At 63.4% G+C, this 12722-nt stretch carries 8 protein-coding genes and 1 tRNA gene; 8 read left to right on the top strand and 1 reads right to left on the bottom strand.

Going from position 1 to position 12722, the window contains the following annotated elements; translation table 11 throughout:
• The first annotated feature begins 190 nt into the window (after positions 1–190).
• Positions 191–748 carry a hypothetical protein gene (locus tag QD356_RS11280; protein WP_052384472.1) on the top strand — a complete coding sequence of 186 codons (558 nt, stop codon included), beginning with the start codon at positions 191–193 and terminating at the stop codon, positions 746–748.
• Positions 749–1016: 268 nt separating this feature from the next.
• Here QD356_RS11280 and QD356_RS11275 read toward each other — a convergent pair.
• A tRNA-Ile gene (locus tag QD356_RS11275) sits at positions 1017–1093 on the bottom strand.
• Between the two features lie 251 nt (positions 1094–1344).
• Between QD356_RS11275 and QD356_RS11270 the strand changes: the two genes are divergently transcribed.
• From QD356_RS11270 to QD356_RS11240, 7 genes are all read left to right on the top strand, one after another.
• Positions 1345–2049, top strand: a complete 705-nt coding sequence (locus tag QD356_RS11270; RefSeq protein ID WP_043333134.1) for a hypothetical protein — start codon at positions 1345–1347, stop codon at positions 2047–2049.
• Positions 2050–2355: 306 nt separating this feature from the next.
• Entirely contained in the window at positions 2356–4488 is a 2133-nt protein-coding gene (locus QD356_RS11265) for a TonB-dependent siderophore receptor (RefSeq protein ID WP_225996513.1), read from the top strand.
• A 428-nt stretch (positions 4489–4916) separates the two neighbouring features.
• Positions 4917–6551, top strand: a complete 1635-nt coding sequence (locus tag QD356_RS11260; protein ID WP_279877843.1) for an aspartate aminotransferase family protein — start codon at positions 4917–4919, stop codon at positions 6549–6551.
• The gene (locus QD356_RS11255; protein ID WP_192838579.1) at positions 6544–8130 is read left to right on the top strand and encodes a SidA/IucD/PvdA family monooxygenase; all 1587 of its coding nucleotides are present in this window, start codon (positions 6544–6546) and stop codon (positions 8128–8130) included. The genes QD356_RS11260 and QD356_RS11255 overlap by 8 nt, the downstream gene beginning before the upstream one ends.
• On the top strand, positions 8127–10844 hold the full coding sequence (locus QD356_RS11250) for a GNAT family N-acetyltransferase (RefSeq protein ID WP_279877839.1): 2718 nt from the start codon (positions 8127–8129) through the stop codon (positions 10842–10844). Before QD356_RS11255 ends, QD356_RS11250 begins: the two co-directional genes overlap by 4 nt.
• A 243-nt stretch (positions 10845–11087) precedes the next feature.
• Positions 11088–11855, top strand: a complete 768-nt coding sequence (locus QD356_RS11245) for an RNA polymerase sigma factor (RefSeq protein WP_192838580.1) — start codon at positions 11088–11090, stop codon at positions 11853–11855.
• 99 nt (positions 11856–11954) lie between these two features.
• Positions 11955–12722, top strand: a complete 768-nt coding sequence (locus QD356_RS11240; protein WP_192838581.1) for an ATP-binding cassette domain-containing protein — start codon at positions 11955–11957, stop codon at positions 12720–12722.

Here is a 12722-nt window from a genome sequence, read left to right as displayed (position 1 = left end):
TACACCTTGCATGTGACAGACAGAGGAATTCTCGTACAAGTTTTTCTTTCACCCCCTTGAAACTTGTCGGTCTCGTCAGGATCTCAGTGGGTAGGGTCATGGTTCTGGCGAATCATTTGCGCCACGAGCGAGAAGGAAGCGCTTGAGGGACCGGACCAGAAGTACCGATTCAACACGCAAGGAGTACGGCATGAGCAATATGAACCGCAAACAGATTCTGGGTGCGATCACCGCGACCACGCTGCTGTCCACTACCAGCATGGCCATGGCCAGTCCGCAGGGGCTCTACTCCGCAGATGAGCTGATGGATGCCGATGTCTACCTGCAGAACGATGACAACAACGTGATCGGTGAAGTCGAGGACATCCTGCTCGACGACAATATGCAGGTCGCCGCTCTGGTCGTCGAAAGCGATGACTCCATGGGGCTGGACGAGAACCAGTACGTCGTGGAAACGGGCAAGTTCACCCTCGAGACCGAACAGGGCGATGATCTGGATGCCCTGGAATACCGCATCCACCTCGACATGGATGTGAGCGAGTTCGAGCAGCAGCCGAACTACACCACCGACTGGTGGCAGGACACGCGCAAGAGCGCCGCAGCGGCCTGGGATGAAACCAAGAACACCGCTGCCAGCGCCTGGCAGGACACTCGTCAGGCGACCGCCAATGCGCTGACCACCGCCGGCAACGCCATCAGCGGTGCCGCCAATGACACTGAGCAGGAAATGGAAGAAGAGACTCAGTGATAGCGACCCTGCAAGAGATCACCCGAACCGGATGATCCGCGCCAATGCAGAGGAAAACGCCTCATGCCCCATGGCATGGGGCGTTCGTGGTTCAGGACCACGAGAAATCACGCCATTGATGCACTGGTGGGGGGAAAGAAGGGAAAGAAGAGAAAGAAAGAACAGCAAGAGAGGCCAGAGTGACAGGCACAAAAAAAGCCGCCATTGGCGACTTGTCGGGGCACTGGAGCTTTTGAGCATCAGCTGAATGTAACTCCACTGGCATGCATGGTGGGCCCAGCAGGACTTGAACCTGCGACCAATCGATTATGAGTCGAGTGCTCTAACCAACTGAGCTATGGGCCCATGCAGCGCGCATATGATAGCGAAAGCATGAGCCTCGGGAAAGCCCGAAAACTCAACAACATAGCGATTTCCCCCTCCCGGCTGCGACGCGAGATGTGCGTTGATCATCCCCGTCAGCCTGCGGCTGCGACGAGTGTCGCGAACCCTTGGAGCCGCCGCCTGTCCAATGTCCCATCTGCAGCATCGAATCTTTTCCAGGCGCTCATGGCGGGCCTCGCCCGATCAAGCCCCTGGCCATCAGGAGTCATGACATGTCATTGCCTTTCTCTCGCTGGACCCGCGCCCTGAGTCGCACGCTTGCGCGTCGCTCGACCGGCAAACCCGCCAGCCGCCTCACCGCCACAGCCGCCAAAAGCCGCTTCGGCGCCCCGATCAAGGCCGCGGCACTGGCCTTCGCCATGAGTGGCATCGGTGTCAGCCTGCCGACACAAGCCGCCTGGCAGCTGGTGCCCGACAGCAGCGGCGCCACCGCGACGCTGACCGCGCAGGGAAGCCAGGGCAATGTGGAGCACGTGCATCATCTCAATGGCCTGAGCGGCACCGTGGGAGATGACGGCAAGATGAGCATTCCCTTGAGCGTCGGCCAGACCGACCTGCTCGACAAGGTCGGCGAGCTGCCGCCGTGGCTGTCCGGCGTCAGCCAGATGCGCCTGGCCACGCTGACCCTGAATCTTGATCCGCTGGCCATCGCGGCGCTGGAACCCGGTCAGACGACGCGCATGCAGGTGCCCTTCTCGGCCACCGATGGCAACCGCACCCACCGCGAGACCCTGCCGCTGGAGGTCACCCGTCAGGATGCCACCCACCTGACCTTCATCAACGCCGACCCCATCTCACTGGACAGTGCAGAAGTCGCCAGGAATCAGGTCGGCAGCACCCTGCTCAACCTGCTGGGCTACGGCAAGCTGGTAGGCGACATCCCCGTCACGCTGCAGGGCGAGATGGTCGACCAGTAACCTTCAGCACAGCGCGACGCCGCCAGGCGAGCGCGACCCAATCGCAAGCCTGCGCATCGCGTCATCAGAACCGCCCTACGGGGCGGTTTTTTTGTGTTGGTAGCAGCCGAGGATGAAGCCTGCGCCAGCCAGCGAGAGCGCGCATGACGGCGATGGTCAGCCCTCATGACGCCACGACATAAGAGAATGATAAAAATAATTCTCATTCATGGTTCAGAAAGCTGTCATCTGAACGTCTACCCACAGGAGAGAACGACGAACAAGAATCATTCCTATATAAATCATTCCGGATGGAACACCGCGCTCATGAAAGACTCCGCCGCACATAAAGCCACTCGCTCCCTGCTGATGACCCTGCCCAGGCACCCTCTGGCACTGGCGATTGGCCTTGGCCTGCCCTTCGCCGGTCAGGCCATGGCGGCCGACCACCGTGAGTCTCAGGACGAGACCCTCGACACCATGACGGTGACCACCACAGCGGCTACCAAGACCGATACCGGCTATCTGGAAACCCCACAGGCCGTCTCCACCATCACGCGCGACGATATCGACAAGCGCGCAGCCGAGACAGTCCAGCGTGCCGCGGACTACACGCCGGGCGTCTTCACCAACCAGATCGGTGCCTCCAACCGCTATGACTATCTGGTGCTGCGTGGCTTCTCCGATGGCAGTGTCAGCAACACCTTTCTGGATGGCCTGAAGCTGATGGGCGACTCGGGTTCCTACAGCTCGATGACCATCGACCCCTACTTCCTCGACAGCATCGAGGTGGTGAAAGGGCCGTCCTCCGTTCTCTACGGACGCTCCTCGCCGGGTGGCCTGGTCGCGATGCAGTCCAAGCGCCCCGAGTTCCAGGACTCCGGCCAGGTCCGCTTCACCGTCGGCGACGACAACGAACGCAGCGCGGCCTTCGACCTCACCGGCCCGCTGGATGACGAGAAGCGTATCGCCTATCGCCTGACCGGCCTCGCCAGTGCCGAGGACACCCAGGTCGACTCCGTCGAGGAAGAGCGTTACGCCTTCTCGCCGCAGATCACCATGGACGTCACCGACGACACCACCGTCACCCTGATGGGCTACTTCCAGAAGGACCCGGAAGGCGGTTACCACTCCGGTCTGCCCTATGAAGGCACGGTGGTCAGCTACAACGGCACCAAGCTCGGCAACGATTTCTACGAAGGTGACGAGGACTACGAAGAGTTCGATCGCACCGAACGCATGCTTGGTTACGATTTCGAGCACCGCTTCAACGACGATGTGACTGCACGCCAGAAATTCCGCTATCTGCGCTCCGATGTGGACCTCGAGCAGGTCTACGCCTATGGCTGGGCCTCGGACACCGAGCTGACCCGCTACTACTCCGGCGGCGAAGAAAGCCTGCGCGCCTGGACCGTCGACAACCAGCTGGAGAGCCGCTTCTCCACCGGCGCCTTCGATCACACCCTGCTGTTCGGTGCCGACTATCAGACGCGCACCAATGACGTGGACTGGGAATACGGCACCGCCAGCACGCTGGATGTCTCCAGCAGCAGCGATGCCGATGTCTCCATCTATGCCACCGAGAACCAGAAGCGTGAACTGGACCAGACCGGTGTCTACCTGCAGGACCAGATCAGCTGGGGTCGCTGGAACCTGGCCGCCGGTCTGCGTCAGGACTGGGTCAACATCAAGAACACCGATCGTGACTACAACACCACCAGTGAGCTGAACGACAACGAGATGAGCGGCCGCATCGGCCTGATCTACGGCTTCGACAACGGCATCTCGCCCTATGTCAGCTACTCCACGTCCTTCTCGCCGAACTCCTACACCGATGAAGACGGCGACCTGCTCGACCCGACCACCGGCAAGCAGGTCGAGGTCGGCATGAAGTACCAGCCCAACGGCACGCGTGATCAGTACAGCGTCTCGCTGTTCCGCATCAATCAGGAAAACGTCGCCTCCAAGGACCCGGAAGACAGCTACTACACCGCCTACGGTGAAATCGAGTCCCAGGGCCTGGAGCTGGAAGCCCGTACCCAGGTGACCCGCGACTTCGCGCTGCAGGCCGGTTACAGCTACACCGACGTGACCTATGCCAAGGCGGAAGATGGCACCGAAGGCAACGATGCCAACCAGGTGCCCAAGCACCAGGTCAGCGTCTGGGGTGACTACGCCTTCAATGAAGGCCCGCTCACGGGACTGAATGCCGGCCTCGGCGTGCGCTACTACGCCGACATGTGGGCGGATTCCGAGAACACCGAGAAGGTGCCGAACTACGCGCTGGTCGATGCCCTGGTCGGCTACGACCTGAGCCAGATCGGCTGGAGCGGCACCAGCGTGCAGCTCAACGTCAGCAACCTGTTCGATAAGGAATACATCGCGTCCTGCTACAACACCAGCTTCTGCTACTACGGTGCCGAGCGCAGCATGACCGCGACACTGACCTATGATTTCTGATTTCGAAAACCCCGCAGTCCGTCGATTCTGAATCGACCCGCACGACCCGCCGGCGGCAAGGATGTCGCCGGCACCATCGCCCTGAACCACTCATCGTCTGATAGCTCTGGCGTGTCCAGCACATGCCACCGGGGATGCCGGCCACCGGATTTGCCCGATACAGGGGCACTCGGTGACGACTCACTCTGCCGATGCCCACGGCAGACGTGACTGATCACGCCGACGGCTTTGCCAACAGCTTCACCAACAACAACGACCGCAAACGCGGCACTTGATGAATGTCCTGACTGGTCCTCGCACCTGAGCCATCTGTCCCAGCTGGCTGCGAGTCTCTTCCAAGTCTTTATCTGCGAACATTCGCATAAGGTTATGTAATGCACAGCCTTCAAGATTCCGCCGCCACCTACGGCGCTGCCGCAGGATCCTCCGTGTCTGACGACCAGACCGACGCCTGTGCGCACTCACTGTCCAGCTCGCCGCGCGCCGCCTTGTTCTCGCCTGCCAACATGGATGCCTGGCAGACAGGCATGGACCGCATCAGCCAGCTGGTGGCTGAACAGCTCGACAGTGTTCAAAAGCCGTTCAGTGGCATCACCCCGGAGGCCCTGCGTCCGGCCTTTGCCGACCTCGATCTCGAGACGCCCCTCGAGAACCTCGAAGCCGGTCTGGAGGAGCTCAAGTCGCTCTACCTGAAGGATGCCGTCTACTTCCATCACCCTCGTTACATCGCGCACCTCAACTGCCCGGTCGTGCTGCCCGGTGTATGGGCCGAGAGCCTGCTGGGCGCGATCAATTCCTCACTCGACACCTGGGACCAGAGCGCCGGCGGCACCCTGATCGAGCAGCGCCTGATCGACTGGACCACCGAGCGCCTGGGGCTGGGCCCGACCGCCGATGGCATCTTCACCAGCGGCGGCACCCAATCCAACCTGATGGCACTGCTGCTGGCACGTGATGCGGTCTGCGAGAAGCTGCCCAACCACCCCGGCAACCAGACCCACGGCCTGCCGCCGGAAGCCGGACGCCTGCGCGTCTTCGCCTCCGGCATCAGCCATTTCAGTCTGCAGAAGGCCTGTGCCCTGCTCGGCCTCGGCCACAATGCCGTCATCCCGGTCGCCGTGGATGAGCGCCGCCGCATGGACCCCGTGGCCCTGCGTGACGCCCTCGACAATGCCCGCGCCGAAGGCCTGATCCCGATGGCCGTGGTCGCCACTGCCGGTACCACCGACTTCGGCAGCATCGACCCGCTGCAGGCCATCGGCCGTGAGTGTCATGCCCGCGGCATCTGGTTCCATGTCGATGGCGCCTACGGCGGCGGCCTGATCACCTCGCGCCGCCACGGTCACTGGCTCAAGGGCACCGAGATGGCGGACTCCGTCACCATCGATTACCACAAGACCTTCTTCCAGCCGGTCAGCTGTAGTGCCTGCGTGGTACGTGATCGCACCCAGCTGCGCCACGTCACCTATCACGCCGACTACCTCAACCCGGAGCTTCAGGCCCGCGAAGGCACGCCGGATCAGGTCAACAAGAGTCTGCAGACCACGCGTCGTTTCGACGCCCTGAAACTGTGGATGACACTGCGCCTGATGGGCGCCGATGCCCTCGGCGACATGCTTGATTGCGTGATCGACCTCACCCGCGAGGGCTACCAGCTGCTCGAGGCGGCGCCGGACATCGATGTCGTCCAGGCGCCGGAGCTCAGCACCCTGGTGTTCCGCTTCCATGACGCCAACGAAGAGACCCTCAGCGCCGAGCAGTGGGACGCCTTGAATCGCGAGATCCGCAAGCGCCTGTCGCGCAGCGGTGAGGCCATCGTCGCCGCCACCAAGGTCTCGGGCCGTCAGTACCTGAAGTTCACCCTCCTGAACCCGGAAACGCGCCAGGAAGACCTGGCCGCCGTGGTCGAGTTGATCCGCCAGCACGGCCAGGCGCTGGTCAAGGCGCATCATCTGGCCGTCAGCACCACCGCCCAGCCGAACCATGGCGCACCACTGGCCGACATTCCGGCCGCCAGCCGTCGCAGTCACACCACAGAAGCCAAGGAAAGCCGTCATGCATGACACCTCGAACCCTCACGTCACAGACACTCTGGAAGCGCGCGATGATGTGCTGGACTTCGTTGCCATCGGCATCGGCCCCTTCAACCTCAGCCTTGCCTGTCTGAGCGAGCCGCTGGAAGACGTCCAGGGCGTCTTCCTCGAGCGCAAGGCCGCGTTCGACTGGCACCCGGGCATGCTGCTGGAAGATGCCAGCATGCAGACGCCCTTCATTGCGGACATGGTCTCGCTGGCCGACCCGACCAGCCACTTCAGCTTCCTCAACTATCTGAAGCTGCACGACAAGCTCTACAACTTCTACATCCGCGAAGACTTCTTCCTGCTGCGTCGCGAGTACAACCAGTACTGCCAGTGGGCGGCGCGCGAGCTGAGCTGCCTGCGCTTCGATCACGACGTCCAGGACATCCAGCATGTCGGCGACATCTATGTCGTGCGCGGCACTCGCCCCAGCACCGGCGAAGCCTTCGCCTATCGCGCACGCAAGCTGGTACTGGGCACCGGCACCCAGCCCTACCTGCCGAAAGCCGCCGACGCCGTGCGTGACGTCGTGCCGGTCGCAGGCAGCCGCGTGTGCCACAACGCCCACTATCTGGCGCGCAAGGATGAGCTGACCTCCCAGCCGGCCATCACCATCATCGGCTCCGGCCAGAGCGCCGCCGAGATCTATCTCGACCTGCTACGTGAGATCGACCAGCACAGCTACCAGCTCAACTGGATCACGCGCTCGCCGCGCTTCTTCCCGCTGGAATACGGCAAGCTGACGCTGGAGATGACCTCGCCGGATTACATCGATTACTTCCACGCCCTGCCGCGTGAGCAGCGCAACACCCTGCTGGCGACCCAGAAGGGCCTCTACAAGGGCATCAATCTCGAGCTGATCGACGAGATCTACGACACCCTCTACGCCAAGCAGCTGCAAGGCGTGGTGCCCACCACCCTGATGACCAATACCGAACTGACCTCGCTGAACAAGCAAGAGACCGACGGCGACTTCACGCTGGGGCTCTATCAGCGCGAACAGCAGCAGGCCTGGCGTCATGACACCAGCGCCGTGGTGCTGGCCACGGGCTATCACTACGTGGCGCCGCCCTTCCTGCGCAGCATCGAATCGCGCATTCGTCGTGACGAGGAAGGCCGCTACGCCGTCGGTCGCTTCTACGCCGTCGATACGCAAAGCACCGCAGACGCTGACGGCAACGAGGGCGATCAATCACCGTTCGCCGGCGAGATCTTCGTCCAGAATGCCGAGCTGCATACCCATTCGCTGGCCGCGCCGGACCTGGGCATGGCCTGCTATCGCAACAGCTGCATCCTGCGCGCCATCACCGGTCGTGAGGTCTATACCATCGAGCGCCGCATCGCCTTCCAGAGCTTCGGCGCGCCCGGCTCTGAAAAGGGCTGTGGCAATGGCTTCACACCGCTGCCCGCCGCACACCTGCCCTACGGCGAGACGGATATTCACGCCGGCACCTCTTCTACCGGCCCATCCTCTGCCGGCACCGCCTCTGTCGACACCATCTCTGCCCCCCAGGCCGACACGACTCACACCGCTGCACCGCAACACCGGGAGACCACCGCATGAACATGCCAGTCGACATCACCAGCGCCGCAAGCACCGAACAGTCCAGCAGCGCGGCAAGTTCTCACAGTGCAGCGACCCCGTCACAGCAGCTGTTCGGGACGACCTCACTCGCCGCGCCCGCAACGATCAATCTGCTCAGCCCGGCACCGGGAACGCGCTTCACCCGCCGCGCGGTGGAGCTGGAGCAAGCCCAGGCACGCCTGCGCAAGCCGCAGGACGACAGCACGAGCGAGCGCGCCGAATTCGCGCTGCGCCCGCTCGACCTTGCCGCCGACATGGCGATGGTGGATGAGTGGACCAGCGGTGAACGCGCCAGCTTCTGGGGCATGAGTGATGACCTCATCACCACCAAGTACGACTTCTACCAGGGCCTGGAAGAGAGCCAGCACGCCCAGGGCTGGGTCGGTTTCTACAATGACCAGCCGGCCTTTCTGGTCGAGCTCTATGACCCGGCGCACGACCCGCTCGGCAAGCATTACAGTGTGCAGCCCGGCGACTTCGGCATGCACTTCCTCGTCGCGCCGCGCAGCGAGGACCAGGCCCCCATCAGCGGCTTCTCGCGGGCGGTGATCGAATCGATCATGGCGATGATCTTCGCCGGCCAGTTCCGCGATGAGCATGCCGATGAAGGGAAAGATGCAGTCCGTCCCGTGACCCGTGTGGTAGTGGAGCCGGACAGCCGCAATCGCGCCATTCACCCGCTGAATGCCGCGGTGGGCTTCGTCGATCATGGCCCGCTGGATCTCGACGGCAAGCCGGCGCGCCTGTGCTTCTGCACCCCGCAGGACTTCCGCGCCGCCCTGGCCAGCCGCAGCCCGCGTCTGGACAGCGGCGTGACCGCCAACCCGGCCGCGGCCAGCCAGCATCTCACCGGCCCGGACTGGCAGCAGGCCAATCGCCTGCTGGTGCGCAAGGCGCTGGCCGAGTTCAGCCACGAGCGTCTGATCCACCCGCAATGCGCCGATGACTGCGGCACCCGCACCGCCTGCCAAAGCCATGACAACTGGCATCACTTCCGCCTGCCGCTGGCAGCGCAGGTCAGCGACACGCCGCCGGTCAGCCGCCGCGCGGTGGAATATCGCTTCGTGGCGCGCCGTTTCCAGCTCGATCACTGGCTGATCGATGCCGCCTCCATCCAGCGTCTGGATGCCGACGGCAACGCCCTGCCGCTGGACGCGCGTGAGCTGATTCTGGAACTCAATGACGTGCTGGAGATTCCGCCGCGCCTGCTGCCGGTCTATCTCGAGGAGGTCAGCGCCACGCTTGCCTCCAGCGCCTGGAAGATGCAGCGCGCCGTGCGCGAGAATCAGTCCGCCCGCGTGCTGGCGGGCGCCTCCTTCCAGACACTGGAATCGGCAATGAGCGAAGGTCACCCGTGCTTCGTCGCCAACAATGGCCGCATGGGCTTCGATGCGCTGGACTATCGCGCCTACGCGCCGGAAGCCGCGCAGCCGTTCTCGCTGGTGTGGATCGCCGTGCATCGCGACAACGCCCATTACTCGGCCGTGGATGGTCTCGATCCGCGCCGTCTGCTCGAGGAAGAGCTGGGTGAAGCCGAACTCGCCCGTCTGGAGCAGCAGCTGACCGAGAAGGGCCTTGCGCCCTCCGACTACCTGATGATGCCGGTGCATCCGTGGCAGTGGAGCCACAAGCTGGCGATCACCTTCGCCGCCGAGATCGCCAGTCAGCACATCGTCTGTCTCGGCCTGGGGGAGGACCGCTATCAGGCGCAGCAGTCGATCCGCACGCTCTACAACCGCAATCAGCCGAATCGCCGCTATGTGAAGGTCGCGCTGTCGATCCTCAACATGGGCTTCATGCGCGGCCTGTCGCCCTATTACATGCGTGCCACTCCGGTCATCAATCAGTGGCTGCAGGGCCTGATCGATTCGGACCCGTCCTTCGAGAAGTGGGGCTTCCGCCTGCTGCGTGAAGTCGCGGCCATCGGTTATCGCGATGATGTGCTGGAAGACGCGGACCCGGCGGCAGTCGGCTATCGCAAGATGCTGGCCAGCCTGTGGCGCGAGAGCCCGGAAGACGTCAAGGACGAGGGCGAGCGCCTGATGACCATGGCCGCGCTGCTGCATGTCGACAACGATGAAAAGGCCTTGCTGCCGGCGCTGATCGAACGCTCCGGCATCGGCGCCGAAGCGTGGATCGACAAGTGGCTGACGGCTTACATGACGCCGCTGCTGCACTGCTACTTCAAGCACGACCTGGTGTTCATGCCGCACGGCGAGAACCTGATCATGCGTCTGCGCGATGGCGTGCCGTGCGGTGCGCTGATGAAGGACATCGCCGAGGAAGCGGCGCTGTTCGCCACCGAGGAGACGCGTGCACTCGAACTGCCGGCAGGGGTCGAGCGTCTGGTGGTCGAGGTGCCGGAACCGATCCGCATCCTGTCGCTGCTCACCGATGTCTTCGACTGCATCTTCCGCTTCGCGGTACCGCTGCTGGTGCGCGAGCAGGTGATGACGGAGGAGGCCTTCTGGTCTCGCGTCGCGGCCTGCATCCATGACTATCAGGATGCCCATCCGGAGATGGCCGACAAGTTCGCGCGTCATGATCTGTTCGCGCCGCGCTTCACGCTGTCGTGCCTCAACCGCCTGCAGCTGCGCAACAACCAGCAGATGGTCGATCTCACCGATCCGTCCGGCGCCCTGCAGCTCAAGGGCGAGCTGGATAACCCCATCGCGGCCTTCGCCCGTCGCTGAGCGCTGACACATCTGGCGATCACCAGGTCGCGATGACCTGGTGATCGCCATGACCCGTCAGCTACGACCCGTCAGCCAAGACCAGCTAACTACGACCATCTAACTACGACCAAGCAGCACCGGGACCGCCCTCGTCATGCACGGGGGCGGTCCTTGGCGTGTCTGACACTCAATCATTGATAATGATTCGTAACAACAATACCATTACCCTCCCATCACGACAGATCTCATTGCGAGCCGTGGATGTCCTCTCACGCCAAGCCCCCAGTTCGGCCTCATCGCGACACGGATGAGCGAACGCCTGACGCACACGGGCCAGAAGCTGAAACGCCCGCTGAGCTGCAGGCTTGTGCTGCACAGCAATACCGCCACTCGCTGGACCAGCTGTTTGCCGAGCATCGTCACGAACTGACCGGCTTTCTGGTGCGCCAGCTGGGCTCGCATGAGCTGGCGGAAGACATCAGCCATGAGGTCTATCTGCGTCTGCGCCTGACCGGAGACTGGCCCGCCAATCCGCGCGCCTGGCTATTTCGCATCGCACGCAATCTGATCATCGACCACCACCGTCACCAGTCCCGCGCACCGGAATTCGAATCGGTGTCCGAGGGCGATGAGCGCGTGGCGGCCGCCCATCTGGACCCGGAGAGGAGCCTGGCGCGCCGCCAGAAGCTGCAGGTCGTCGATGCGGCACTCTCCGAGCTGGCGGGCCACTTTCGCCTCGCCCTGACCTGGTATCGCCTCGAGGGCCTGACCAAGCGCGAGATCGGCGAGCGACTCGGCGTGTCCGAGCGCATGGCGGGTCGCTACGTCACCCAGGCGCAGCAGCACTGCGAGATGCGGCTGGCCGCGGCGGGCTGTTATCGCAATGAAGTCAGCCGCGACTGTGCCGCCTGCCAACAGGACACCGCGGATTCGCCGCCAGCCGTGCGCCAAACGTCAACCGCGCCCGGCAAGGCGCGACGACGAAGCCGGCGTGATGACATCCCGACAGCAAGAGGCGATCAGCACTGATGGCCCCGCGGAGCACGGATGGGCGAACGTCTCCGCGTCATGTCGCCCAGAATGAATCGCCCTTAGCCTGACGCCCTGACCACGGATGACGATGCTTTCATGTTCACTCTCGACCACCTGCGCTTTGACCTCGGCGAGCGCTGCCTGCTCAAGACGCAGTCTCTCGATTTCGCCCCCGGCCAGGTGCATGGCCTGATCGGCCACAATGGCTCCGGCAAGTCGACACTGCTCAAGCTGCTGGCGCGTCAGAACACGCCGACCAGTGGCAAGCTGGCGCTGGATTATCGCCCGCTCTCGCAGTTCGGCAGTCGGGAATTCGCGCGGGCGGTGGCCTACCTGCCGCAGCACCTGCCGGCGGCCGAAGCGCTGACCGGCCGCGAGCTGGTCGCCTTCGGCCGTTATCCGTGGCACGGCCTGCTCGGCCGTCCCGGCCCCAAGGATGAAGAAGCCATCGAGCGCGCCATCGCGCTGACCCACACCGAAGCCTTCGCCGAACAGCAGGTCGATACCCTTTCCGGTGGCGAACGTCAGCGCGTGTGGCTGGCCATGCTGCTGGCCCAAGGCAGTCGTTATCTACTGCTGGATGAACCGCTGGCGGCGCTGGATATCGCCCATCAGATCGAGGTGATGGAGCTGGTCTCGCACCTGAGCCACACCCTGGGGCTGGGCATCATCATCGTGCTGCACGACATCAATCTGGCCGCGCGTTACTGCGATCGCCTGGTGGCGCTGCACGGCGGCCAGGTGCTGGCCGAAGGCGCGCCCGACGCGATGATGAACCCCGTCACGCTCAAGGATATCTACGGCGTCGAGATGCAGGTGATCACCTCGCCGCAGAGCCAGCAGCAGATCGCGGTGCCGCTATGA

Origin of the sequence: Cobetia sp. 2AS, assembly GCF_029846355.1 — a bacterium.
In the GTDB taxonomy this organism is placed as follows: Bacteria; Pseudomonadota; Gammaproteobacteria; order Pseudomonadales; family Halomonadaceae; genus Cobetia; species Cobetia amphilecti.
Note: the sequence above shows the minus strand (reverse complement) of the source record. Positions and strands in the feature narration are given on the sequence as shown.

Excerpts from the sequence above, each read along its gene's own strand:
- QD356_RS11280 (WP_052384472.1), top strand. The coding sequence starts at position 191 with ATGAGCAATATGAACCGCAAACAGATTCTGGGTGCGATCACCGCGACC.
- QD356_RS11270 (WP_043333134.1), top strand. The coding sequence starts at position 1,345 with ATGTCATTGCCTTTCTCTCGCTGGACCCGCGCCCTGAGTCGCACGCTT.
- QD356_RS11265 (WP_225996513.1), top strand. The coding sequence starts at position 2,356 with ATGAAAGACTCCGCCGCACATAAAGCCACTCGCTCCCTGCTGATGACC.
- QD356_RS11255 (WP_192838579.1), top strand. The coding sequence starts at position 6,544 with ATGCATGACACCTCGAACCCTCACGTCACAGACACTCTGGAAGCGCGC.
- QD356_RS11250 (WP_279877839.1), top strand. The coding sequence starts at position 8,127 with ATGAACATGCCAGTCGACATCACCAGCGCCGCAAGCACCGAACAGTCC.
- QD356_RS11245 (WP_192838580.1), top strand. The coding sequence starts at position 11,088 with ATGTCCTCTCACGCCAAGCCCCCAGTTCGGCCTCATCGCGACACGGAT.
- QD356_RS11240 (WP_192838581.1), top strand. The coding sequence starts at position 11,955 with ATGTTCACTCTCGACCACCTGCGCTTTGACCTCGGCGAGCGCTGCCTG.